Source organism: Nocardia puris, from assembly GCF_003315035.1.
Taxonomy (GTDB): Bacteria; Actinomycetota; Actinomycetes; order Mycobacteriales; family Mycobacteriaceae; genus Nocardia; species Nocardia puris.
On sequence record NZ_QNRE01000003.1, the window covers coordinates 1 to 24,095 of the forward strand.

Sequence of the window (24,095 nt, forward strand, 5' to 3'; positions counted from 1 at the left end):
TTGATCTTCACCACCTGATCCTCGACCACCAACGACCCCGCATCAATCGAGATGATCGACGACGTCTCGGTAGCCGACGCCGAAAAATTGATCACCCCCACATCGGCGGGGGCCGCGCTCACGGTGGCCGTCACGGTCGACAACGCGGCGATCGCCAGGGCGGCGGGCGCGACCGATTTCCTCATCAGCATGCTGCTCAATTCTCATCCAGACCTCGGCCGCGCGGGTGCACGGCCGGGGCACCATGTTAATGAAAATGGTTATCGTTTGCCAGAATGAGGTGTCCGGGTCAGATGACGCCGGGGATCAACGCCTTGCGCTCGGCGGGGTAGTCGGCGAACTTCTCCCGGTACCAGCGGTGCGTCGCGAACGCACGCGGCACCAGGTTGCCCGCCGTGATGAGGAAGATGACCACGCCTGCCAGCGACCAGGTGAGCAGCGCGAAACCGGCCCACGCGATCAGTTCGCCCAGGTAGGCCGGGCTGCTCACGAACCGGAAGCCGCCGCCGAACGGGATGCGGTACTCGGTCGCGCCCGGATCGTCCTTGTCGCGCAGGTTGCGCACGATCGACTCCGAGCTGACCAGCAGCGCGAACCCGGCGAGGTAGATCGCGAGCCCGATCAGGAACCGCGGATCGGTGAGCCACGCGGTGCCGTACTGATTCTTGTAGTCGTGGCTGAAGAACGCGCCGTTGAGGTAGCCGTGCAACGTGGTGACGAACATCCCCGCCGCCAGCACCGACACGTTGAAACTGCCGCGCTTGCCCGGCACCTGCCGGATCGACAGCGGGAAGAACCAGCCCCGGTTGCCGTAGTGCAACAGCCAGATCGCGGCCAGGATGAGCGGCACCGGCTCGAACCGGTCCGGCCCGGTCAGATAGAACAGCGCGAACACCACGGTCGCCGGAATCTCCATCAGCCACCAGCCGAGCTTCGGATTGAGGTTGAAGCCGACCTTGGTGATGGCGAACCGCCCGTACGGGCTCTGCGCAAACATCCCGCCGATCAGCACGAACGCGGCGAAGCCGAAGCCGATCGCGAGCACGGTGTCGTAGGTGGTGTTCCCGGTGTACCAGTCCATCGAGATCCTTTGTCGAACGGGGCTCCGGAAGGCCGACGGCCGATCCCGGACGCCGGAATTAGAACTTGTTCTACCATGGATCGCAGCCGCGCCACCCGACCTCGAAGGAACCCGTCATGCCGTTGAACCCGACCGCCGAGGACCTGATCGCGGCCGTCCAGGCCTCGCCGCGCGCCGTGGCCGCGCACGACAAATCGGCGTGGTTGGCCTTGTTCACCGACGACGCGGCGGTGCACGACCCGGTCGGTTCGCGCGCGCACGTGGGCCGGGAGGCGATCTCCCGTTTCTATGACACGTTCATCGGCCCGAACACCATCGCGTTCGATGTCGAGCGCGACCTCGTGAACGGTCGGACGGTGGTGCGGGACCTGCACATCCGGACGACCATGTCCACGGGCGCGACCGTCACGGTGCCGATGCATCTGCGCTACGACCTGGTGGAGGCGGGCGCGGGGTGGCGCATCACGCGGCTCGCGGCGCACTGGGAACTGCCCACGATGATCGCGCGTCTGCTGCGCACCGGCGGGCGGGGCGTGCTGGCCGGGACCATTCTCGGTCCGCAGTTGGTGCGCAACCTCGGGATCGGCGGCGCGGCCGGCATGATGTCGGCGCTGCGCGGTGTCGGGGGTGCGGGAAAACGGTTGACCCGCAAGCTTTTCGAGGCGGCGGCGGAGACCGATATCGGGCGCGTCCGCGGTCTGCTCGGCGAGCGCATCGTGATCGAGGCGCTCGCGGGGCAGCGGCTCACGGTCGAGGAGTTCACCAATCGCGCGCGAAACATGCGGTGGGACAAGCTGATCGCCGCCGGGCGCACGGTCAGCGCGAGCGTGACGTTCGACGGGGCGGCGGGCGTGGTGTTCGTGGATTTCGCGCCGCGCGGGGTGCGGGTGGAGCGGGTGACGTTGTTCCTCGACGCCTGAAGCCGTCATGAAGGTCCCCGCTGGCGGCTCCGTGCGCAGGGGGGACAGGAAAGTCGCGGCGTATCGATGTTCTCGATGCCCGAAGCCGTCGCGAGTGCGCCGGTCCCGACCTGCGGCGCGTGTGCGGCGGCGGCCGGAAGCTCGCGGCTACCGTTACGAGCCGATCGAAGGGGATGCCTGCACGCCCCACACCGCCCGCGCGCCCGAATCACCCACGCGCACGCAATGCACCGTCGCCGCCGTCGCCACGACCACGGCAAGCACCGCGAGCGCTACCGTCAGCCCCCGGCCGGGTGGGCGGCCGCGCACCTCGCGCACGTGGGCGAACGCCAGCAGCAGCGACACCACCAGCAGCGGCACGACAAAATAGATCATCACCTGTCCCAGCTCCATGTGGGTGTTCAGCGCTTCGGCCGGTTCTGGATAGCGCTGGGCCAGCGCCTCGCCCGCGCGGGTGGTGACCGGGGTCAGCGCCACCGTGACCGCCGCCAGCGCCACCACCAGCCAGACCAGCCGCCTGCGCACGGCGGGGACCACGGCGGACAGGGCCAGCAACAGCGCCGTCAGCGGCACCAGCACCAGCACGCCGTGCACGAGCAGCACGTGCGCGGGCAAACCGTTGATCGTCGACATCGGCGCCTCCTCGGCTGACGGCCTCTGCCGTAGACCACGGTGCGCGCGGGCGGATGGTTCACCGGTGCGGCGGTCAGAAGTTCCGGCGCACACCTTGTCGCGCGCGACTATTAATTCGCCGCCGCCGCGTTGTTACGTTGAGTGCGAGTGCAGGACCGGAGATTCCGGCCGGACGGCGACGCCCCCGAACGGGTCCGCAGGAAGGACCGACACGATATGAGCGTGGACATCGCGGCCGAACCGCTACCGCTGACCGATCCGGATCGCCCGCTGGTTCTCGAAGACGATCCGTTCTATCGCGTGTCCGGCGACCTCGCCCACCACCTGCCCGGCACGGTGCTGCGCACGCGGCGCGTGGAGATCGCGCTGTTCGGCATACTGCCGCAACGGGTTTCGGCCTGGCAACTGCTCTACCGGACCTGCGATCTGCACGGTGTTCCCGAGGCGGCGGTGACCACGGTGCTGCTGCCGTGGGACGCGGATCCCACCGTGGCACGCCCGCTGCTGTCGTTCCAGTGCGCGATCGACGGCGTCTCCTCCCGCTGTTTTCCGTCGTACGCGCTGCGGCGCGGGGCCCGGGCGCTGGGCGCGATCCCGCAGGTCGAGCTGCCGGTGATCGCCAGCGCGCTCACGCGCGGGTGGGCGGTGTCGGTGCCCGACCACGGGGGCATGGCGGGGCAGTTCGGGGTGGCGCGCGAACCCGGCTACCGCGCGCTCGACGGCGTGCGAGCGGCATTGAACTGCACCGCGCTGGGACTGCCGTCCGATACAGCGGTGGGCCTGTGGGGATACTCCGGGGGCGGGCTGGCGACGGCGTGGGCGGCGGAACTGGCGGCCGAGTACGCGCCCGAACTGAACATCGTGGGTGCGGTGGCCGGGTCGCCGGTCGGTGATCCCGGGTCGGCGTTCGTGCGGCTCAACGGGACGCTGCTCGCGGGGTTCGCGACGGTGTGCGTGGCGGCGCTGCGGCGCGCCTACCCCGCGCTGAACCACGTGCTGCGCGAACACGTGCACCCCGAGTTCCTCGATATGCTCGCGGCCACCGAGTCGCTCACCACCTTCGAACTGCTTCCGCGCCTGGCGCGCAAGAACATCGACGATTTCAGCACCACGACGTTCGCCGACCTGCTCGCCCGGCCCGAGATGCGCGACATCCTCGACGACATCCGTCCCGGCGTGCGCGCCCCGGCGATGCCGGTGCTGGTGGTGCAAGGCGTGAACGACGAGTTGATCGCCGTCGCCGACGTGGACGCGCACGTCGATCGCTATCGCCGCGCGGGCGCCCACGTCCGCTATGTCCGCGACCGGCTCAGCCTGCACCTGCCCCTGCTGTTCCTCAGCGCGCCGCTGACCATGAACTGGATGGCCGACCGCTTCGCGCATCGCGACCCCGGACCCGCCGGGACCAGCACGGTGTGGTCCGTCGCCCTCGGTCGTCGCGAAGTCCGCGCTCACCTGGGTTTCGCCCAGCTGCTGGGGCGAATGGTCCTGTCCCGGCCGCTGTTCGGGCCTCGCACACCGGAGGCGACTCGCGTCCGACAGCGCACGGTCGCCTGAGCGTCACCCTCGCGGGCCGCTCCCCGCACTCCCGCCACCACGGTCGGTGACCGGCGAAACCTGTCCCAGCCAATCGAAGCCGAGGCTCGCGGAAGGACCTCGTCCGCGACGCGTCGGGCGCGATCCGCATCTCGGCGGCCGAGGGGACGTGCCGAGACTTCGGGGCAGCCCCGTCACACAGCGCGGGGGATCGTTCCAGCCGGCGAGCGCCTGCGCTCGGAGCGTGCCCACGCCCAGCCGAACGTGGCGAGCAGGGCCATCAGAACCACGGTGTTGGACAACAGTTTCGCGGACCAGTCGCCGGTGCCGACGGGTGGGACGGCGAAGGCGAGCAGAGCGGTGCAGGTCAACGGGGCGAGGGCGACCGCGAGAATCTGGGCCCGGCCCCAGCCGACGAGGCGGGACCAGCGGTACAGCAAGTAGCCCAAGGGAATCAGGACCGCGAGCGAGGCGGCGACCCAGGCCCAGGCGAGCGGGCCGAGGACGGGTTCGGGGCCGCGCAAGATCGTGTGGGCCCCGATCGCCAGCAGGGAGACCAGCGCGACCCACACGGGATGCGGTGCGCGAGCGGAGCTTTCGCCGGCGAAGTGCCATCGGTCCGCGCGGCGGGGCAGCGCGAACGCCGTGACGACGAGTGCCGCGACGACCGCCGATACGCCGATCAGCTCGGCCGGGGAGCCGACCAGTCCCGGCGCGACGGCGAGTTCGTAGCAGAACAACGCGGCGGCGGCCAGGTACAGCAGTCCCATCAGCGCGAGACCCGGCCTGCCGAGCCAGGGTTGCCCGGACAGGCTCGGAAAGAGTCCTTCCACCAACGCGATCGGGGCGGCGAAGGTGACCATCAGGTGTCCGCCGACGAACACGAGAACCTGACTCACATCGATGCCGAGACCCGGCACCTCGGTCGCCAGGCCGGTCCAGTACGGGGAATCGGCGAAATGCGCTTGTTCCAACAGGCTTTGGTCGATCAGCCCCGCCTGCACCAGCCCGAACGCGCCGCACAGCAGCAGAATCGACGCCCAGCCGAGTCCGGCTCGCACCCCCACCTCGCGAATCAGCACCGCGACCGTCCCGTACAGCGGCCCGGCGATCAGCACGCCGGTCAGCACGCCGAGGGGTGTGGCGTGGCCCGAGTAACCGCTGAGCACTTCGGCGGTGAGCGGAGGCAGCGAAAACAGCAGGGCCACCGCGAGATAACGCGCGCTCATCGCACGCCCCGGTAGGTGAGGCGCCGCAGCAGGGTCTCCGCCGGGCCCCGGCGTTCGTAGCGCGCCAGCAGCACCGCGAAACCGACGGTGAGCAGCCAGATCGCGACGCCGACGGCCGCCGCGGCCGCGACGCCCAACCGGCCGAAGAGGTCGCCGAGCAGCGGTTCGGTGAGCACGAACCAGCCCACGGACTGGAGCAGGTAGCACGTCATGGACCGCCGGCCGACGGCGACGAGCGCGTTCGTCACCGGTCCGCGCCGCGCACCCAACCGCACGACCACCAACCCGATCAGCGCCGCGTAGCCGAGCCCGCCCCCGATCCCGGTGAGCGTATGCAGCGCGCCGGAACCCCACTGCGCCCACCCGGAATCGGGCGACCACCACCCCAGGAACCGCGCGACCATGGGCATCGCGCCCGCGACGGCGAGGGGCAACCCGAGCAATGCCACCCGGCGCAACACCCGCACGTGCCGCCACGGTTCGTCGAGTAAACCGTTGCGCGCGGCCCAGATTCCCGCCATCATCGGCGCGATCGCCATGACCGCGCTCATGGGCGCGATCAGCACCACCGACCCGAGCCGCTGGAGCGCACCCACCAGCAGGTCGGCGGGCGGGCGCGGTTCACCGGACTCGCCGAGCAGCACCTGCAAGGCCCCGAACCACATCGCCCCGGCCAGCGCACCGGCGATCCCGACGACCGCCAACCGGCGATCCGCCCACCGCACCGCACCGGCCATCAGCAACGCCAGCAGCCCGTAGGCGGCCAGGATGTCGCCCGCGTACAGCAAGGTGGCGTGCGCGATCCCGAAGACGACGAGCCATCGGCCCCGCCTGCGCAGCAAGCGCCGCGCCTCATCGGGCGACTGTCCGCGCGCCGTGCCGCGCCGGAAGATCTGCACCAGTCCGTACCCGTAGAGCGCCGCGAACATCGGATACGCGCGGCCGTCGACGAGCGTGGTCAGCACCACCTGCACGAGGTCGTCCACCGGCCCGGGGCCGCCGGGCATCTCGAGCGCGGCGCCTCCCGGATGCAGAATCCTGGTGTGCGCCAAGGCAATCAACAAGAGCATCGCACCGCGCGCGAGATCGGGGGCCAGCGATCGTTCGGCGGTGGACATCGGGCCCGGCGCGGCGATGGCGCGGGGGGTCGGAGAGTCCGGCATACCTACCAACATTAACAGAGTAGCCACTCTAGTAATAGAGTTGATCTGTGCCGAGAACCGTCGACCCCGCCCGTCACCGCGCCCGCCGCCTCCAGATCATCGACGCGGGCCTGAGCGTCCTGGCCGAGCACGGCTACGACGGCGCCACCACGGCGATGATCTGCAAGACTGCGGGCATCGGCTCGGGCACCTTCTTCCACTACTTCCCCACCAAGGACTCCCTGGTGGTGGCCGCCGTCGAACTGGGCACCGAGGAGATCGGAGAGTTCTTCGCCCAGCGCGCCGACCGAACCGATCATCGCCAGGTGCTGGCCGAGTACGCCGAGCACGCGGTGGCCGAACTGGCCGATCCCCGCGCCCCGGATTTCATCCGGGTGGTGGGCGGCCTGATGCACCGCCCGGGGATCGCGGCGGCGCTGGCCGCCGACGACGCCGTGGTGCGCACGAACCTGACCGCCCGTGCCCGCGCGGCGGCCGAGGCGGGCCAGATCGGCACGGACCTGGAACCCGAACGCCTGGCCGCCTGGATCATGGTCCTGCTGGAAGGTCTGGCGGGCCGCGTCGCGGCGGACGCCTCGTTCGACGCGGCGCGCGAAATCCCGGTGTTCCACCGCCTGCTCGCCGAACTGCTCGACAACGCGCCCTGACCTGGGGCGCCGCATACCTTTGCACATGACCGGACCGCATCGCTCGAGTACGGCGCGGGCGCGTGGTCGTCGGACGGCTATTGTCGAAGGTGTGACACACGGCAAGGGGGAGCCACAGATCCGGCCGGACCCGAAGCACGAATCTTTTGCCTCGCGATTGCGCAACGCGATATTCGACGCGCATGCCGAAGCAGTGCGCACCGCGGGCGGCGTCCGGGCACAAGACATTCCGCTGAATCGCGACCTGATCGAACTTCTCGCGTTGCAGCGCAACATCATCCGGATCGCGGACCAGCTCGGGAACTCGCAACTCTGCGACGGTCGCTGTGTTCCCCGGGCGGGGCCGGCCGATTCGTCGCCACCGATCCCCCGGCGCGCGCCGATCGGACCTGGGGGCGGCAGGGTCATCGAACAGCCGGACACCCCAGCGGCGGACCCGGGCCCGCGGTTCAGGCGGATGACCGACCGCGGCGTCCTCCCACTATCGTTGGCCAAGTCGATGACCGACCCCGGAACATGGCCGTGATCGGCAGATGAACTTCGATCGGAGGAGACGATCATGGGTGTGACGTTGGCGAAGGGCGGGAATGTCTCGCTGTCCAAGCAGGCGCCGAATCTGACCGCGGTGGCCGTCGGACTGGGATGGGATGTCCGGGCGACGACCGGCGCGGATTTCGACTTGGACGCCAGCGCCCTGGCAACCGGTTCGAACCAGAAGGTGCTCTCCGACCAGCATTTCGTCTTCTACAACAACCTGCGCTCGCCGGAGGGCACCATCGAGCACACCGGCGACAACCTCACCGGTGAGGGCGACGGCGACGACGAGGTGATCAACGTCGACCTCGCCGCCACGCCGCCGACGATCACCAACATCTTCTTCCCGGTCTCCATTCACGACGCCCACAGCCGCCAGCAGTCCTTCGGCCAGGTCCGCAACGCCTACATCCGAGTCGTCGACCGCGCTACCGGCGCCGAACTCGCGCGGTACGACCTCACCGAAGACGCGTCCACCGAAACCGCGATGGTGTTCGGTGAGCTGTACCGCAACGGAGCCGAATGGAAGTTCCGCGCCATCGGCCAGGGCTACGCCTCCGGCCTGGCGGGCATCGCACGCGACTACGGCGTCAACATCTGATCCGTCGAGTTCCCCGACCCGCGCGGCATCGCCCCACCCCCAAGGTGGCCGCCGGGCGATGCCGCGACACGTGATGGACTCCCGCCGCGCGGATCACGCTGGCGGTTCGCCATGTTCAGGTCAGATCCGCGAAGCGCTCCACCTCGTAGGTACGATGATCCACGGGTCGGTGGCGAACCCCATCACACTGTCGGAGTACAGCGCGACCGGCGTTGTTGTACTCCGAGACCGCGTGGAAGACGCCCAGGTAGATGGCCCGGCCGATCGACTGGTCATATCCGAGCCAGAATCGGACGGCGAGTACCGTCGCGACGATCGCCTCGATCAGCAGACTCATCCGGAGGACGCCGACCACCATGCGTTCGCTCTCGCCGAGCTGGAGCGTTCTCGCCTCCGTCTGCGCGATCAACTGCATCCGCAGACCCATACGCCGCGCTACCAGGAGCCCTGGCAACGAGGCGAGGGTGATGGTCCCTAGGCCGCCGATCCGGATGAGCCCCAGAATGACCACCTCACCGAACAAAGACCAATGGCTCGCCGTGTCCACCACGACGAGCCCGGTCACGCACACCGCCGAGACCGCGGTGAACAGCGCGACCACCGGGCCCGTGACTTCGCCGGACTCGGTGGCGAAGGGCATCATCAGCAGGACGGTGCCGACCGCGGTCGCGGCCCCGAATCCGAAACGACCAGCCGCGCGGGACGGCGGGCTTCGGTCACCCACCGGCGCGCCACGGCGAGCGGTCCCGATGGATGCTCAGAACGTAAGCCCACCGCGGCGCCCAGCCGACCGCACGGGTCTGTGAGAAACGCGGAATCGCCCGAGCGGCGGGAGCCCCGGCCCGCGGCCCCGCCATCGCTGTTCGTGAAGCCACGATCGGCGAGCTCGAGCTGCTTTCGCCCGAACACTTGGTCCGTGGACCGTGAGGATTACATCAAGACTGACACAGCGGGCCGCGCCCAGGCCGGACGCCGGTCGACGGTGTGATGACCACACCGGTGCGCCAGAGGCACCGGTGGCGAAGTCGCTTCACGCTTCCAATCGGGCCCGGACCGAGTCCATTCGTTGCTGAAGTTCCGCCTCGTCGATGACACCGCGTGCCACCATCGTGTGTGCCAGGGCGACGAGCTGGCTCTCGGGGTAGGGCAGGCCGGCGTACACCGTCGCCGACAGCGAATCCTCCGCGTCGCGTCGCTCCGCGAAATCGGGAACACCCTGAGCGCAGCGCGCTCTGTCGAGAGCGTCGCACATACCGTCCAAGCTCGTCTTCCAGGGCGGGACCGGGTTGTCGACCCCATACTCGGCCGCCATCCGAGGCCATACCTGATTACGTGCCACAATACTGCGCAGTGACGCGTACGCGGGGGCAGACGAAGAGTCCGGAGTGCTCACGATCAGGTGTTCCTTCCGTCGACCGGGTGCACAGCGGGGCGAGTGTCAGTGATGACGTTGCTCGTGACACCGGGCTTCGGCAGCGCGACGCCGATCAGGCAATCCCGCGTGACGATTGCGGCGAGCTGATCCTCATCCCATCCGTCGGTGCCTTCCGGACGCACCGGCATCACCATGAACCGGTGCTTCTGATTGGAGTCCTGCACCCGGATGGCGATATCGTCGCTCAGGTTCAGCCCGAACTCCGCCAGAACCTGACGCGGCCAGCGCACCAGCCGACGACGATAGTTCGGGGTGCGATACCACTCCGGTGAATTGCCGAGAATCGGGCGCGGGTAGCAGGAACACAGCGCGCACACGATCACATGATGCAGTTCCGGCGTGTCCTCGAGGATCTCGAAGGCGGTGAAATCGCTCGGCGTCCCGAATCCCGTGGGTTCGAGCCAGTCCACCCCGACTTCTTTGCTCGCGGTCATCGGCTCGGCCAGGGCGAGTGCTTTGAAGTCGGGGTCGAGCCAGGCCCGTGCGACCAGGTGCGCCGCGGGTGCCGGACCGATCTGCTCGGCGAACTCGGTGAATCGGCGATGTTCCTCGGCGGTGAAAATGCCCTTCTCGATACACAGTTCACGCAGTGCGATCTCCAGAACTTCGAAATCGGTCACCTCATCGACCATCGGCGCGATCGTCCGCTCATGATCGTGGTCGTGTTCGGTCATGGGATCCCTTTCTGTCGCTGCGCCGATCGGTTCGATGCGCTGACCGCGAGCTTCAGGCGGCAGGCTCGAGCCAGCGTTCGGGGAGTTCGGTCTGCAAAGTGTCCGTGGCAGGCCCTGCGTAGCCGCACCACAGGTCGGAGAGTCTGAATCGCACCACGTAGAACCACTCCGGCTGCGCATCGGGACGGTCCCATGTCTCGTCTTCGGCCGCTGGACTCTCGTAAGCGACCGACGCGATCTCGCCTGTGGCACCACGGACGTACTCCGGTGTGCGCGTATACAGCAGTGCGGGCATGTCACGAACGACAACGGGGTCACCGGTGCGGAATCCGGGCTCTCCCGCCCGGCCCGCGAAGACCTGCGGGTCGCCTTTTCCGACGGCACGGATGTGATGGTCGTTGCGTTCGATCCGTGAGCCGTCACCGTGGAACTTGGGTCGCGCCGCCAAGGTCTTACCGGCGAGGCCGCCCGCATACCGTTGCTGAACCTCCACCATTCTTTCGCTCAGCTCGCCCAGACCGATGTGGTGCTTCTCGACGAGAACTCGGGCGACGGCCAGCAGCCAGCGCCCGTAGTACGGCAGGCCGAGATAGATGGCGCGACCGACATCCACGTTGCCCATGCGGCGCCGCTCCTCCGAGAGCCAGATCCCGCGCCAGGCGAGCACTTCGCAGAGCACATAGGTGTTGTGCTCCCATACCTCGTACTGCTTGTTCTGGTACGTCATGGGCGAGTCCGGCTCACCGCCGACATCGTGAACGGTCTTCAGATAGGCGCGAAACCGCGCGTGATCGATGAGATCTGGGGTCGGCGCATCCGGGAGCTCGGGATACGAGGACTTCAGCCGGGCCACCAGTTCCAGCTGCGCAGCTCGCTCTGCCGCCGTACTCATAGTGACTCCTTCCTGGCGAAGGTCGGGCAGCTATCGGAGATCTATCGAGCGTCAACCCGTCGACGGCCCGGGCGGCATTCGTCGCGGATACCCGGTCGCGCGATCCATAGTGCGATGCGCGTCACACTCTCGAATTTATGCCCGCCACACGGCCCGAGGTGGCATTTCCCGCAAAACCGCGCCACGAGCGGCGGGTATGCCGCAAGTCGCCGGGCTCGGCATCGGCCCGCGCGCCATGCCGCGAGCGGACGCCCGATCAGACCTGTGTGAGACCGACTTCGGTGCGGCCCTGCCGCAGGGTCTCGAAGCCGAACCCCGCTACCGGACCGACGACGCCGGAGGCGGTCGGCGGCGTCGTGGCCAGGCGCCGTGCCGCCCAGGCCATCAGCTCGCCGGTCAAGCTGTAGGCGCTGGGGCCTTCGACGCGGACCTCCGCCGGCGGAGCGGATGCCGGGGACGCGACGGCGACGACGTAGGAGCGGGTGCGGGCGCGTTCGGCGGTGTCGGGGCCACCGGCGGGTCCGATCATCGGAGGGGTCGCGATGTCGACCAGCCCCGCGCCCCAGACGATTCCGGGACGCCACCGACGCGAACGCCGACAGGGCCGAGGTCGGCCGGGCGAGGGGCGGGGCACCATCCGTTGTAGACGGTGACGTTGCCGAGATTCGGGAAGGTCGCGGGCAATGTCGGCACTTCGGTGCCCGAGACCAGAAAAGCGTTGCGACGGGCGCCCAGTACGGAGAAGCCACGCACCTCGGAGGCCGTGCGCTCCTCGACCAGACGGCCGTCGCGCCACCGCGGCGTGGGCAGCGTGAGACCGTCGCGCACGGTGGTGCGGGTGCCCGGACCGAGCCCGCGCCAGAGTGGGCCGGTCACGAAACAGCCGACGTCGATCGACCGGACCCCCGCACCGCCCTGCAATCCGGCAAGAGTCGCAGCGAGAATCCCGTCACGTAGTCGTACCCGAAGGCGGGCAGCATCAGCGATCCGGCGGCGTGGGCCCGCTCGTGTAACTGCCTGCGCAGCGCGAGCACGAAGCCCGCCTCACCCGTGGAATCGATGTAGTGCGCACCGGATTCGGCGGCGGCCCGCGCGACGATGTAGCTGAAACGCTCGAACGGGGCGAGCGCCCGATGCCTCGCGATTGCGCCCCGCCACCACAGGTTTCCCGTCCCGGCGCAGCAAGGCGTCGAGTACCAGCCCTCCCGGGTAGTCGGTGGTGCCCAGTAGAACGATTCGTCCGGTCGTCCGGTCGTTCTCCTTCGGAGGGATGCGCAGGTGCGTCATCGGTTCGGGGCGGGTGCCGCCAGGGCCAGGGCCTCGCGAATAGTGTTGCCGCCGGAATCCGATTCGATCGACGATCGGACGGATGAGGCCGGGGACGCGGGCGGACAGCGCGTCGGCCCTGGGGACGAGGAGGAGGTCGGCGCGCTGTTCGATCCCGAGATGATATCGGCGACGACAGTTTCCAGCGCGACTATCTTCCACAGTCCGCCACTGTCGCCGCCCCACAGGACGTTTCCGGCGGGATCGGCGTGGACGAAGTCCATCATCGGGGTTCGGAAGAACGTCGGGTGCGCACTGCCCACACCGACGCCGAGGTGTCGCAACTCGAGCCGCACCGAGTCGCACAGCGCCCACACCCGGCCTTCCTCGCGGTGTACGCCCCTTGGAAGGCCGAGTGCACGTGGACAATGCGGTCGAGCTGGTTCCCACCCGAGACAGTGGCACCGATCTTCCCAGACCCACACGCCGAAACCAGAACGCTCCGCCGACCGCACACAACGAAAAGGCCCGGAACCTGATGGTTCCGGGCCTTTCCGTCTAGTAGCGGGGACAGGATTTGAACCTGCGACCTCTGGGTTATGAGCCCAGCGAGCTACCGAGCTGCTCCACCCCGCGTCGGGTGAACACCACATTACACACGGGTGCGCGGGGATGGCAAATCGCCTGTCGGGCCGGGCGGTTGGGGCGCCGAGCCCGGCCCGATCGCCCCGAATCGGGTGTTCAAACGTGACCGCCGCCACTATTTCGTGGTGATCTCACACACATAACGGGTTGATAACATGACGACCATAACCACCACTAGAGGCGTTTCCCACCTGCATATACACCGGAATTCGAGTCATGTGTTTCAGACAATTCCGGTAGTTATCAAGATGTGATCTGCGGGGAATTCTTGGCTACCGTTCGGATCGCGGCCCGGATCAACCGTGATGGGCTCGAACTCGAATCGCCGAACACCGCTGTGACCCCTGCCCCGCGGTTCGAGGATCCCCGACCTCCCGGGGGCAGGGACGCGGCGACGACCTCGCCGGCGCGGTGGGCGCGGGGAGGGAAACACCATGTCCGACAACCGGAAGATCAGCAGCACTCGTGCCTTCGGCCTGGCCGCCCTCACCGGCGCGCTGGTGGCCGCTCCGCTCGCCCTGTCCGCCACGGCGTCGGCCGCTCCGGCCTACAACTGGGACGGCGTCGCCCAGTGCGAGAGCGGTGGCAACTGGGGCATCAACACCGGTAACGGCTACTACGGTGGCCTCCAGTTCTCGCACAGCACCTGGACCTCGCACGGTGGCACCGGCTACGCGCACAATGCGAGCAAGGAAGAGCAGATCCGCGTCGCGGAGAACGTGCTGAAGACCCAGGGTGTCGGCGCGTGGCCGACCTGCGGCCGCTACCTGCAGGCCGCCGAGCCGCAGCCCGAGCCGGAGCCGGAGCCCGTGGCTCCCGCGCTGCCCGCCCCTGCCCCGCAGGGCACCCAGGCCCTCATCGACCAGGCCAAGGCCGTCGGGTCGGATCTGGCCAAGCAGTACGGCGTCGAAGGCCAGTACCAGCAGCTGCTGGAGCAGAACGCCGGCCTGCTGGACTCGATCGGCGGCTGATCGCACTCACCGCCGAACGCGAACGGCGCCGTCATCCTGTGATGACGGCGCCGTTCGGCGTTTCCGGCGGATCACCCGGTCAGCGACCGGCCTCCTGGTAGGCGTTGACCGCGGTCTCCAATTCCTCCAGCGCGCGGCCGAAGTCCTCGAAGTTGCCCGAGCGCATGGCGGCGCGCACGGCCTCGATCTTGCGATCCAGTTCCGCGGCCGCTGCCTCCTTGTCCGGGGCGGTCGCGGGCGGCGCCGTCCCGTTCGCGGGCGGTGTCTCGCCGGCGGGAGGCGGGGTGGCGCCCTCTACCGGCGGCGCCGCACCCGGCTTCGGGCGCGTCGCCGGATCACCGCCGAACGGCGTGGCCAGCGCGCCCGCACCCGGTATCACCTGGTTGAGCGCTTCGGCCAGCGTCGAGGCGTAACCGACCTTCACACTGCCCGCCGCGTCGCGGTAGCTCACCAGCACGCGCAGCAACTGCGGGAAGGTGGCCGTGTTCGGACCGGTGTTGCGTTCGTTGTAGAACGGCTCGACGTAGAGGATGCCGCCGTCGGCGATCGGCAGGGTCAGCAGATTGCCGTATCTGATCTTGTTCGAGTTGGACAGCAGGGTCTTCTCCTGCGAGACCCGTGGCGCCGTCGTCATCGTGTTCTGCGTCTGCTGCGGACCCTGGGTCTGGGTGTCGGTCGGCAAGCGCAGGATCGTGAACTTGCCGTAGTCCTCCGGGTCGGAGCGCACCGAGATGTAGGCCGAGAGGAACTGCCTGTTGTAACCCACCATCGCGCTGGTCAGGTTGAAGACCGGCTTGTTGGTCTCCTTGTCGCCCAGCAGCACGTAGTACGGCGGCTGGTTGAAGTTGCCGCCCTCGGTGGTGGGATCGCTCGGCACCGACCAGAACGCGTTATTGGTGAAGAACTCACGCGGATCGTTCACGTGGTACTTCGTCAGCATCTCGCGCTGGACCTTGAACAGATCCTCGGGGTAGCGGAAGTGCTCGCGCAGCTCGGGCGAGATCTCGCTCTCGTCCTTCACCGCTTCGGGGAACACCCCGCGCCATGCCCGCAGCACCGGATCGGAGGAGTCCACCTCGTACAGGGTCACCGTGCCGTCATAGGCGTCGACGGTGGCCTTCACCGAGTTGCGGATGTAACTGACTTCCTTGCGCGGCAGCAACCGGCCCGTGCGTTGATCGATGCTGTCCTCGACGGCGCCGTCCAGAGAGGTCCGCTGCGCGTACGGGTAGCTGTCCAGGGTCGTGTAAGCGTCCACGATCCAGACGATCCGTCCGTCCACCACCGCCGGGTAGGCGTTGCCGTCGGCGGTCAGCCACGGCGCCACCTTCTGCACCCGGTCACGCGGGCTGCGGTGGAAGATGATCTTGGAGTCCTCCCCGATGGCCGAGGAGAACAGGATGTTGCGCTCGGCGTACTTCGACGCGAAAGCCAGCCGGTTGAACCAGTTGCCGATCGACACGCCGCCCTGACCGGTGTAGGTGTACTGCGCGACGTCCGAGTCGTACTCACGGGGCGCCTGGCCCTCGACGCCGCCGACGATCGCGTAGTCCGGATCGGACCGGGCGATCAGCTCGCCGTAGTAGATGCGCGGCTGCTCGACCTTGATCAGCTGCCGTTCCTCCGGGGTGAACAGGTCGCTCACGATGAAGATCGGGTAGCCGCTGTCGCTGGAGTCGCCGGTGGCGTTCGGGTCCTCGGTCTGCGGTTTGTTCACCCGGTTGGCGGGCGCCGCGACGAAGCCGTTGCCGTGCGTGTACACGGTGTGCTTGTTGATCCAGTCGGTCTGGTTGCCGGTCAGCGCCGTCGGATTCAGCTCACGCGCCGCGACGATGTAGTCCTGCACCTCACCGTTCAGCTTGTACCTGTCGATGTCGAGAGCCTCAGGGAACCCGTAGAAGTTCTTCAGCTGGCGCAGCTGGGTGAACGTGGGCGAGAGAATGTTCGGGTCGAGCAGGCGGGCGTTGCCGATGGTGGCCGCGTCGACCGGAACGTCGAGCGGACTCTTCGCGCTCTCACCGCGATAGTCCTGGTACTCGATCTTGTCGTCGGTGATGCCGTACGCCTGCCTGGTCGCGGCGATATTGCGCTGGATGTACTCGCTCTCCTTGGTGGCCGCGTTCGGGCGCACCGAGAACTGCTCCACCACCAGCGGCCACACCGCGCCGACCAGGATCGAGGACAGCACCAGCAGCGCCGCCGCCATGGCGGGCACCCGCAGATCCCGCAGCACGATTCCGGCGAAGAACGCCACCGCGCAGATCACCGCGATGGACAACAGGATCAGCTTGGCGGGCAGCACCGCATTGATATCGGTGAAGGAGCCGCCGGTGAAGGTGGGTTCCTTACGCGAGCTGGACAGCAGCTCGTAGCGGTCGAACCAGTAGGCCACCGCCTTGAGCAAAACGAACAGTCCGGCGATCACGGCCAGCTGGATGCGAGCCGGCCGGGTGAGGGTGCCGTCGCGCCCGCTCAGCCGCAGGCCGCCGAAGACATACTGAGTCACCAGGTTGGCGAAGAACGCGATGACGACGGCGACGAACAGCCAGTTCACCACCATCCGATAGAACGGCAGGTCGAAGGCGTAGAAGCCGACGTCGAGGCCGAACTGCGGGTCGCGCTCGTCGAACGAGCCGCCGTTGAGGAACAGCTGCACGGTGACCCAGTTCGACTGGGCGACCAAGCCGGACAGCACACCGAACAGCACCGGGATTCCGATGCCGAAGAGCTTCAGTTTGCTCATCACGGTGGTGCGGTAGCGCGCGATCGGATCGTTGGGACCGACCACCGGCACGAACACCGGCCGAGTCCGGTAGGCGAGCAGCAGCGCCAGCCATACCACCAAGCCGATGATCACCGCCACCACTACGAACAGTAGGACACGTGTCCACAGCACGGTCAGGTACACATCGCGGAAGCCGACCTCACCGAACCACAGCCAGTTGGTGTAGGTCTCGATCATCCGGGGCCCCAGCAGCAGCAACACCGCCACGATGGTGGCCGCCACCAGCAGCACGCGACTGCGCCGGGACAACGAAGGTAAGCCTGTTGGGGGCCGCATGCCCACGGTGCCACACTCCAGGGTCCGGCGGCGCCCGCACCGATTCCGGCCGGTGCGCCGCATTCGACGTTGCGGTTCGGCCCTTGCGGACCGTCACGCTGCCACTCTACGGAAAACGGACATCCGAGTGTGGCCGGGGCCTCGCAGCGGGCCGGATCGGTGATGCGAGGATGTCCCGGTGACCGCAGATCTGCACGCCGAACTCGTCCTGTCCCGCGCCATCCGCGAGGTCGCGGAGTACGCCCACGCCGAGGGCTGGGGACGGCCGCCGCAGATGTTCGCGCTGGTGCCGACCGCCGACCTGGTCGCCGCCGAGCCGAGCCTGCTCGATCAGCTCGACCAGGGCGACGAGCTCACCCCGATCGCGCAGGAACCGCTGCCCGAGGACATCACCGGCGGCTCGATGGCGCTCGACGAATTCCTCGCGACCACCAGCTGGCCGCCCGCGGTGCGTGGCTGCGTGCTGGTGCAGGAGATCGTGGTGCTGCCGCCCGACGCGGAAAGCACCCTCGACGACGCGCTCGCCCCGCTGCTCGCCGATGCCGACGCGGCCGACGCCGCGGGTCGCGCGGCCGCCGAGGCCCATCCGGAGCGCAGGCAGGCGCGGCTGTTCGCGGCGGTGCTGCGGGAGGGCGCGGGCCTGGCGCTGCTGCAACTGAAGCCCGACCAGGATGCCGACGACTTCGGCGATCTCGACCTGCGCACCTACCCGAACCTGGCGCCCAACGTGCTCGACGCGCTGCGCCACACGCTGGACTGAGACGGGTTCAGCCGCAGCTGGGCGCCTCGGCGCCGGTGTTGATCGCGTTCAGCGCCTGCACCGCGCCGTCCAGATTCTCCACCTTGACCAGGCGCAACCCGTCGGGCGTGCGCTGCCGGGCCTCGTTGCAGTTGGCCGCGGGGACCAGGAACGTCTCCGCGCCCGCCTCGCGCGCGGCGGCCATCTTGTATTGGATGCCGCCGATCGGGCCCACCTTGCCCTCGCCGTCGATGGTGCCGGTGCCCGCCACGAACTTGCCGCCGTCGAGCTCGCCGGGGCTCAGCTTGTCGATCAGGGCGAGACTGAACATCAGGCCCGCCGACGGACCGCCGATATCGGCGAGGTTGAAGGTGACCTCCATCGGCGGGCGCGCGCCCTCGCCGGGCGTGACGCCGAGGTAGCCCTTGGCCGGATCGTCGGGGCGCGCGCCGAGCGTGACGGTCTCGGTGCGCTCCTGGCCCTCGCGGCGCACCACGAGCGTCAGCTGCGTGTCGGGCGCGCGCGTGGACACGGCCTGCACCAGGTCGGCGGGGGTGGCGATCGGCGCGCCGTCGACGCTGATCAGCTCGTCGCCGGGCATCAGGATGTCCTTGGCGGGCGCTTCGTCGCCCACCTCGCGCACCAGCACCACGGTCGGCAGGTCCAGGAACTTCAGCGCCGCGACCTCGGCCTGGCCCTCGGAATCCTTGAACTCCTGCTGATTCGAGCGGTCGATCTCCTCGCGCGGCACCCCGGGCGGGTACACCTCGGCGCGCGGGACCAGGCCGTGCTGACCGCTGAGCCACAGCCCGAACGCCTCGAACAGGTTCAACCCGTCGCGCACGGCCACCGTGGTCATGTTGAGGTTGCCGGTGGTGGGGTCGACCTCGACGCCGACCACCTCGACCACCGCCTTGCCGTCCACCTCACCGAGGGTGTTGAAGGTGGGTCCGGGGCCGAGCGCGACGAACGGCACCTTGACCACGGTGCCGATGACACCCAGCACGAGCACGGGGACGAGCGCGGCCAGGAGAGTGAGGATCCGACGATTCACCCCGCCAACGATAATGATCGTCCCCCGATCCCGGCGCCGCAGGCGGCGAGTTCGGCGCGTGGCGCGCCGTCGCGGTTTCGCTGTGCGCGTAATCCCGGCGTACGCGGCGTGTGCTGGCCCACCGCGGATCGCGCGCGTGTGGTATCCGCGTAACGTTGGAAGCATGACTGACTTCCCGTTCGGATTCTCGAACCGTGATGACGATGACGCGCGCAAGCGCCGTGAGGAACCCATCGGTCCCGGTGCGAACGATCCGTTCGGTTTCGGCGCGGCGGGCGGGTTCGACCCCTCGCAGCTGGGCCAGATGCTGACCTCGCTGGGCCAAATGCTCAGCGGCATGGGCCAATCCGGTTCCGGCCAGTCCGGCCCGGTGAACTACGACGTGGCCAAGCGGCTGGCCCGCCAGCAGCTCGGCGCCGCCATCGCCCCCGTCTCGGCGAGCACCGGCCAGGCCATCGCCGACGCGGCGCACCTGGCCGAACTCTGGCTCGACGGCGCCACCACGCTGCCCGCGGGCGCGACCAAGACCGTCGCCTGGACGCCGAACGACTGGATCGAGGAGACGCTCACCACCTGGAAGCGCCTGTGCGATCCGGTGGCCGAGCAGATCGCGGGCATGTGGACCTCGCAACTGCCCCCGGAGGCACGCGAACTCGCCGGGCCGATGATGGGCATGCTCGGCCAGATGGGCGGCCTGGCGTTCGGTTCGCAGCTGGGCCAGGCCCTCGGCCAGCTCGCCAAGGAGGTGCTGACCTCCACCGATATCGGCCTGCCACTGGGCCCGAGCGGCACCGCCGCGCTGCTGCCCGCCGCGATCTCGGAATTCAGCGCCGGGCTCGAGCAGCCCGAGAGCGAGATCATGGTCTTCCTGGCCGCCCGCGAGGCCGCCCACCAGCGGTTGTTCGGGCATGTGCCGTGGCTGCGCCAGCAGGTGCTCGGCGCCGTCGAGGACTACGCGCGCGGTATCCGGATGGATTTCTCGGCGCTGGAGCAGGCCGCCCAGGGCATCGACCCTATGTCGCTGACCGATCCGTCCAAGCTGGAGGAGATCCTCTCCCAGGGCGCGTTCGAACCGCAGACCACCCCGGAGCAGAAGCAGGCGCTGGAGCGGCTGGAGACCCTGCTGGCTCTGATCGAGGGCTGGGTGCAGGTGGTCGTGGCCGAGGCCGTCGGCGACCGGCTGCCCGGCGCGGGCGCGCTGGCCGAGACGCTGCGCCGCCGCCGCGCCACCGGCGGGCCCGCCGAACAGACCTTCGCCACCCTGGTCGGCCTGGAACTGCGCCCGCGCAAGCTGCGCGAGGCGGCCGACCTGTGGCGCAGGCTCACCACCGACGCGGGCATGGAGGCGCGCGACGGCGTGTGGGCGCACCCGGATCTGCTGCCCGATTCCGAGGATCTCGACTCTCCCGCCGGCTTCATCGACTCGGTGATCGGCGGCGGCACCACGGCGTTCGACGATCCGCTCGCACAGCTGGCCGAGACCGAGGCCCGCGAGCGCGCCGAGAGCGAGAAGGGCGACCGGGACCAGGGCCCCGACCTCGGCAAGGACTCGGACGCGTCCTGATCCACACCCGGTTGTGAACACCGCGAATCCTGGGGATAACAAGGGTTTTCGCGGACGGTAGGGCCGGCGCGGCTCCGCATACTCCTGGCATGACGACAACGCGCACGCAGGGCCCGATGCTGCATCCCCGGGTGACCGTCCTGGTCCGCCCCTCCGGCACCGTCCAGCTCGGCTGGGATCCCGAGCGCGCCGTCGCGCTGGATCCCCCGGATCTGGACACCCAGGCCGTGCTGGGCTTCCTGCGCTTGCTCGACGGCCTGCACACCCGTCCGCAGATCCTGTGGCTGGCCGGTGAGGTGGGCGTCCCCGCCGAACGCGCCGAGACCCTGCTCGACGCGATCGATGCCGCCGGTTTGCTGCTCCACCCGAGGAGCGACGCCGACCGGATCACCACCGTGCGCGTCCACGGGCGCGGGCCGCTCTCGGACGCGATCACCGCCGGTTTGCGCCGCGTCGCCGTGCGCGCCACCCGCACCAACGAGGACACGCCGAGGCTGTCCGCCACCGCGCCGCGCGCCGATCTGGTCGTGCTCACCGACGCCGTGGTGGCCGATCCCCGGTTCGTCGGCGCACTCGTGGTGCACCGCCTACCCCACCTCCAGGTCCGGGTGCGCGACGGGAAGGGCCTCGTCGGGCCGCTGGTGCTGCCCGGCGCCACCAGCTGCCTGCGCTGCCACGATCTCACCCGCGCCGACCTCGATCCGGCCTGGCCGCATCTGGCCGCTCAGCTGCTGGGACGGGTCGGTCACGCCTCCCCCGCAGCGACGGCCGCCACCGCCGCGCTGGCCCTCGGCGAACTCGAGGCGATCGTCGCCTGCTCGGCCGAACGCACCCCCGCGACCCTCGACGCCACCCTGGAATTGGACCTGGATTCGCAGGTGCTCCAGCGCCGCCACTGGGCCCCGCACCCCGACTGCGGGTGTCGCGCACTCGGCGCCGCGGCGGCGATGTGAGAGTGAGAACTCGGATTTGCCATGGCATATCCACCCACTCGTCCGCCATGATGGGGTGGTGTCCGAGATCGTGCGCCGTAGCTCATCCCGCAACGCCAAGTTAGCCAAGATTCCCTTGGGGATCGCCGGACGGGCCGCCGTCGGATTCGGCAAGAAGCTGGCGGGCGGGGACAAGTCCGAGATCAACGCCAAGCTCAACCAGAAGGCCGCCGAACAGCTGTTCACCGTGTTGGGCGAGCTCAAGGGCGGTGCGATGAAGTTCGGGCAGGCCCTGAGCGTGATGGAGGCCGCGGTCCCGGAGGAGTTCGGCGAGCACTATCGCGACGCCCTCACCAAGTTGCAGGCCGCCGCACCCCCGATGCCCGCCGAGACCGTGCACCGCGTGCTGGACCAGCAGCTCGGCACCGGGTGGCGGCAGCGTTTCCGCTCCTTCTCCGACACCCCGTCGGCCTCGGCCAGCATCGGCCAGGTGCACAAGGCGGTGTGGTCGGACGGCCGCGCGGTCGCGGTGAAGGTGCAGTACCCGGGCGCCGACGAGGCGCTGCGCGCCGATCTCAAGACGCTGTCGCGGATGACGGGCCTGATCTCGTCGGTGATCCCGGGCGCCGATGTGAAGCCGATCCTCGCCGAGATCACCGAACGCACCGAAGAAGAATTGGATTACCGCAACGAGGCGGCGAACCAGCGCGCGTTCGCGAAGGCGTTCGACGGCCATCCCGACATCGTGGTGCCCAAGGTGGTGGCCTCGGCGCCGAAGGTGATCGTCACCGAATGGCTGGACGGCACCCCCGTCTCCCAGATCATCAAGGCGGGCCAGGAGGACCCGGAGGGCACGCACGTCCTGCGCAACAAGGTGGGCCTGTTGATGGGCCACTTCCACTTCTCGTCACCCGAGACGGTAGGGCTGCTGCACGCCGACCCGCACCCCGGCAACTTCATGATGCTGCGCGACGGCAAGCTCGCCGTCATCGACTTCGGCGCCTGCGCGCCGCTGCCGAACGGTTTCCCCGAAGTGCTCGGGCGGATGCTGGCGCTGGCGGCGGACGAGGACTACGACGCGCTCACCCGGCTGCTGTACGACCACGGCTGGGTGATCCCCGGCCGCACGGTCACGCACGCCGAAATCGCCGACTATTTGCGGCCTTTCGCCGATCCGATCCGGACCGAGTCGTTCCACTTCACCCGCAGGTGGATGCAGCGGGTCGCGGGCAAGGCCACGGACTTCACTTCCCAGGAGATGAAAACGGCACGGGCGCTGCAACTTCCGGCCGAACACGTGATGATCTTCCGGGTCCTCGGCGGATCGGTGGGCATCCTGGCCCAGCTCGACGCCGAACTCCCCTTCATGCAGCTGGCCGCGACCTGGCTGCCCGGCCTGCGCGACGAACGCTCGGCCAGCTGAATCCCGCTCCCCCGCAACGCAAACGAGCCGCCCACCTGATCTCGAGGTGAGCGGCTCGTCTGCTTTCTCGTTCCTGAGCCCGCGTGCCGTCCGGTGCGGACGGTGGGGCGTCAACGCCCGGAGGGAGGGAAGTGAACGAGCCGGCGCCCATGCACGGCATGAGCGCCGACCCTGACTGAATTCGCGCGCTGTCGCGGGCGGATCCGGCACTCATGCCGGGACCGCGACCTTGCGCGGGCGACCACGCGGACGCTTGCGGGCGATCACGACACCCTGGTCGAAGATCTCACCGCCCCAGACGCCCCACGGCTCGCGCCGGTCCATGGCCGCCGTCAGGCAGCCCTTGCGGATCGGGCAGGACGCGCACAGCGCCTTGGCCTGCTCCAACTGGATCGGGCTCTCCGCGAACCAGAGATCGGGGTCTCCGGCGCGACAGGGCAGGACCGCGGTGACCTCTCGGGTGGCAGCGGTGGCCTCTGGCCAGTTCTCTGCGGGGAACACGTGTTCTCCTTCAGCTCGTATGCAGCGGTTTGTTCGTTTCTCCACGAAACCGGTGGCAATCGGCTGAAGGGCCGCTTAAAAATACTGGCCACGGGTTTCGCTTCGTGCGATCCGTGGCCAGAGGGTGGGGAGAGAGTCCCTACCTAGTTCGACATGGGTGTCGATCTCTGAGCACGGTCGCGGGGTGTGCGGTGCGGAGACGTGCCGCCTGGACCCCGGCGTCTGCCGAAATGGGCAGCAGCGCGGGCTCATAGCCGGCTTCGCGGGCGAAATCGCCTGCGGGCGCACCGAAGACGGGGCGCCAGCCTCCCTTGGGCTCGTCCTGAATCAGTGGGAGCGGCAGATGCGCCGGCGCACTCTGCACCGGCGTACCGAATCCGAAATCTCCGACCGAGGACATACCGATCCCCTGCATAGCGAGGATCCCCCGGGAGGCAGCAGCATTCATCGCAGCGCATTTCACGCCGAGATTCGCGATGTTGTCGTTCACTGTCCGCCTCCCTCCTGTACTCGTAGTGTCGTATCCGAGCGCACCGGAATGCCCTCCCAGTGCGTGATTCCCACCATAGGCAATGTCGGAAGAACCGACAACCT

24 protein-coding genes, 1 tRNA gene and 1 pseudogene are annotated in these 24,095 nt (G+C 68.8%); 10 read left to right on the plus strand and 16 right to left on the minus strand.

Translation table 11 applies throughout. The features are described from left to right. Nucleotides 1-191: pseudogene (locus tag DFR74_RS36610) on the minus strand (hypothetical protein); the annotation flags it as partial. A gap of 98 nt (nt 192-289) precedes the next feature. Beyond that, nucleotides 290-1,081: a phosphatidylethanolamine N-methyltransferase family domain-containing protein gene (locus DFR74_RS10170; protein ID WP_067509955.1), complete on the minus strand. Its 792-nt coding sequence runs from the start codon at nt 1,079-1,081 to the stop codon at nt 290-292. A gap of 116 nt (nt 1,082-1,197) precedes the next feature. Here DFR74_RS10170 and DFR74_RS10175 point away from each other — a divergent pair, with 116 nt between their 5' ends. Continuing rightward, nucleotides 1,198-2,001, plus strand: a complete 804-nt coding sequence (locus DFR74_RS10175; RefSeq protein WP_067509957.1) for a nuclear transport factor 2 family protein — start codon at nt 1,198-1,200, stop codon at nt 1,999-2,001. Between the two features lie 153 nt (nt 2,002-2,154). On the opposite strand, the gene DFR74_RS10180 is transcribed toward DFR74_RS10175, so the two are convergent. Further along, nucleotides 2,155-2,634: a DUF2231 domain-containing protein gene (locus DFR74_RS10180; protein ID WP_067509959.1), complete on the minus strand. Its 480-nt coding sequence runs from the start codon at nt 2,632-2,634 to the stop codon at nt 2,155-2,157. A gap of 216 nt (nt 2,635-2,850) precedes the next feature. Between DFR74_RS10180 and DFR74_RS10185 the strand changes: the two genes are divergently transcribed. Continuing rightward, nucleotides 2,851-4,191, plus strand: a complete 1,341-nt coding sequence (locus DFR74_RS10185) for a lipase family protein (protein ID WP_067509961.1) — start codon at nt 2,851-2,853, stop codon at nt 4,189-4,191. A gap of 173 nt (nt 4,192-4,364) precedes the next feature. Here DFR74_RS10185 and DFR74_RS10190 read toward each other — a convergent pair whose 3' ends face one another. Together DFR74_RS10190 and DFR74_RS10195 are read right to left on the minus strand one after the other, a co-directional pair. Further along, complete coding sequence (locus DFR74_RS10190; protein WP_067509963.1) at nt 4,365-5,399, minus strand: hypothetical protein; 1,035 nt, start codon at nt 5,397-5,399, stop codon at nt 4,365-4,367. Further along, nucleotides 5,396-6,562: a DUF418 domain-containing protein gene (locus DFR74_RS10195; RefSeq protein ID WP_170160729.1), complete on the minus strand. Its 1,167-nt coding sequence runs from the start codon at nt 6,560-6,562 to the stop codon at nt 5,396-5,398. Before DFR74_RS10195 ends, DFR74_RS10190 begins: the two co-directional genes overlap by 4 nt. Nucleotides 6,563-6,609: 47 nt before the next feature. Here DFR74_RS10195 and DFR74_RS10200 point away from each other — a divergent pair, with 47 nt between their 5' ends. The 3 genes from DFR74_RS10200 (at nt 6,610) to DFR74_RS10210 (ending at nt 8,344) form a co-directional block, all read left to right on the plus strand. Further along, entirely contained in the window at nt 6,610-7,209 is a 600-nt protein-coding gene (locus tag DFR74_RS10200; protein WP_067509967.1) for a TetR/AcrR family transcriptional regulator, read from the plus strand. A 91-nt stretch (nt 7,210-7,300) separates the two neighbouring features. Next, nucleotides 7,301-7,735: a hypothetical protein gene (locus tag DFR74_RS10205; protein ID WP_147265774.1), complete on the plus strand. Its 435-nt coding sequence runs from the start codon at nt 7,301-7,303 to the stop codon at nt 7,733-7,735. 33 nt (nt 7,736-7,768) lie between these two features. After that, nucleotides 7,769-8,344, plus strand: a complete 576-nt coding sequence (locus DFR74_RS10210) for a TerD family protein (protein WP_067509971.1) — start codon at nt 7,769-7,771, stop codon at nt 8,342-8,344. A 115-nt stretch (nt 8,345-8,459) separates the two neighbouring features. On the opposite strand, the gene DFR74_RS10215 is transcribed toward DFR74_RS10210, so the two are convergent. From DFR74_RS10215 to DFR74_RS10250, 7 genes are all read right to left on the minus strand, one after another. Next, on the minus strand, nt 8,460-8,945 hold the full coding sequence (locus DFR74_RS10215) for a potassium transporter TrkG (protein WP_232331771.1): 486 nt from the start codon (nt 8,943-8,945) through the stop codon (nt 8,460-8,462). A gap of 429 nt (nt 8,946-9,374) precedes the next feature. Beyond that, nucleotides 9,375-9,656 carry an SH3-like domain-containing protein gene (locus DFR74_RS10220; RefSeq protein WP_113975050.1) on the minus strand — a complete coding sequence of 94 codons (282 nt, stop codon included), beginning with the start codon at nt 9,654-9,656 and terminating at the stop codon, nt 9,375-9,377. An 83-nt stretch (nt 9,657-9,739) separates the two neighbouring features. Then, nucleotides 9,740-10,453: a thiocyanate hydrolase subunit gamma gene (scnC, locus tag DFR74_RS10225; RefSeq protein WP_067509977.1), complete on the minus strand. Its 714-nt coding sequence runs from the start codon at nt 10,451-10,453 to the stop codon at nt 9,740-9,742. A 52-nt stretch (nt 10,454-10,505) separates the two neighbouring features. Then, nucleotides 10,506-11,345, minus strand: a complete 840-nt coding sequence (locus DFR74_RS10230) for an SH3-like domain-containing protein (RefSeq protein WP_067509979.1) — start codon at nt 11,343-11,345, stop codon at nt 10,506-10,508. Nucleotides 11,346-11,601: 256 nt separating this feature from the next. Continuing rightward, the gene (locus DFR74_RS36615) at nt 11,602-11,874 is read right to left on the minus strand and encodes a hypothetical protein (RefSeq protein ID WP_198161753.1); all 273 of its coding nucleotides are present in this window, start codon (nt 11,872-11,874) and stop codon (nt 11,602-11,604) included. Further along, on the minus strand, nt 11,871-12,221 hold the full coding sequence (locus DFR74_RS36620; protein ID WP_198161754.1) for a saccharopine dehydrogenase family protein: 351 nt from the start codon (nt 12,219-12,221) through the stop codon (nt 11,871-11,873). Before DFR74_RS36620 ends, DFR74_RS36615 begins: the two co-directional genes overlap by 4 nt. 952 nt (nt 12,222-13,173) lie before the next feature. Beyond that, nucleotides 13,174-13,247 (minus strand) — tRNA-Met (locus DFR74_RS10250). A 443-nt stretch (nt 13,248-13,690) separates the two neighbouring features. Between DFR74_RS10250 and DFR74_RS10255 the strand changes: the two genes are divergently transcribed. Next, a complete protein-coding gene (locus tag DFR74_RS10255) occupies nt 13,691-14,227 on the plus strand; it encodes a transglycosylase family protein (RefSeq protein ID WP_067509982.1) in 537 nt (178 codons plus the stop codon). Nucleotides 14,228-14,306: 79 nt separating this feature from the next. On the opposite strand, the gene DFR74_RS10260 is transcribed toward DFR74_RS10255, so the two are convergent. Further along, nucleotides 14,307-17,294, minus strand: coding sequence for a UPF0182 family protein (locus DFR74_RS10260; RefSeq protein WP_067509984.1), 2,988 nt, complete (start codon nt 17,292-17,294; stop codon nt 14,307-14,309). A gap of 172 nt (nt 17,295-17,466) precedes the next feature. Here DFR74_RS10260 and DFR74_RS10265 point away from each other — a divergent pair, with 172 nt between their 5' ends. Then, on the plus strand, nt 17,467-18,048 hold the full coding sequence (locus DFR74_RS10265) for a PPA1309 family protein (protein WP_067509986.1): 582 nt from the start codon (nt 17,467-17,469) through the stop codon (nt 18,046-18,048). A 7-nt stretch (nt 18,049-18,055) separates the two neighbouring features. Here DFR74_RS10265 and DFR74_RS10270 read toward each other — a convergent pair whose 3' ends face one another. Further along, the gene (locus DFR74_RS10270; protein WP_195126212.1) at nt 18,056-19,081 is read right to left on the minus strand and encodes a YlbL family protein; all 1,026 of its coding nucleotides are present in this window, start codon (nt 19,079-19,081) and stop codon (nt 18,056-18,058) included. 163 nt (nt 19,082-19,244) lie between these two features. Between DFR74_RS10270 and DFR74_RS10275 the strand changes: the two genes are divergently transcribed. The 3 genes from DFR74_RS10275 (at nt 19,245) to DFR74_RS10285 (ending at nt 23,000) form a co-directional block, all read left to right on the plus strand. After that, a complete protein-coding gene (locus DFR74_RS10275; protein WP_067509988.1) occupies nt 19,245-20,645 on the plus strand; it encodes a zinc-dependent metalloprotease in 1,401 nt (466 codons plus the stop codon). Nucleotides 20,646-20,734: 89 nt separating this feature from the next. Continuing rightward, nucleotides 20,735-21,598, plus strand: coding sequence for a hypothetical protein (locus tag DFR74_RS10280; RefSeq protein ID WP_067509990.1), 864 nt, complete (start codon nt 20,735-20,737; stop codon nt 21,596-21,598). Between the two features lie 55 nt (nt 21,599-21,653). Further along, nucleotides 21,654-23,000 carry an ABC1 kinase family protein gene (locus DFR74_RS10285; RefSeq protein ID WP_084537751.1) on the plus strand — a complete coding sequence of 449 codons (1,347 nt, stop codon included), beginning with the start codon at nt 21,654-21,656 and terminating at the stop codon, nt 22,998-23,000. A gap of 210 nt (nt 23,001-23,210) precedes the next feature. On the opposite strand, the gene DFR74_RS10290 is transcribed toward DFR74_RS10285, so the two are convergent. Then, a complete protein-coding gene (locus tag DFR74_RS10290) occupies nt 23,211-23,501 on the minus strand; it encodes a WhiB family transcriptional regulator (RefSeq protein ID WP_067509991.1) in 291 nt (96 codons plus the stop codon). Between the two features lie 139 nt (nt 23,502-23,640). Then, the gene (locus DFR74_RS35310) at nt 23,641-23,991 is read right to left on the minus strand and encodes a hypothetical protein (protein WP_147265775.1); all 351 of its coding nucleotides are present in this window, start codon (nt 23,989-23,991) and stop codon (nt 23,641-23,643) included. Nucleotides 23,992-24,095: the final 104 nt, after the last annotated feature.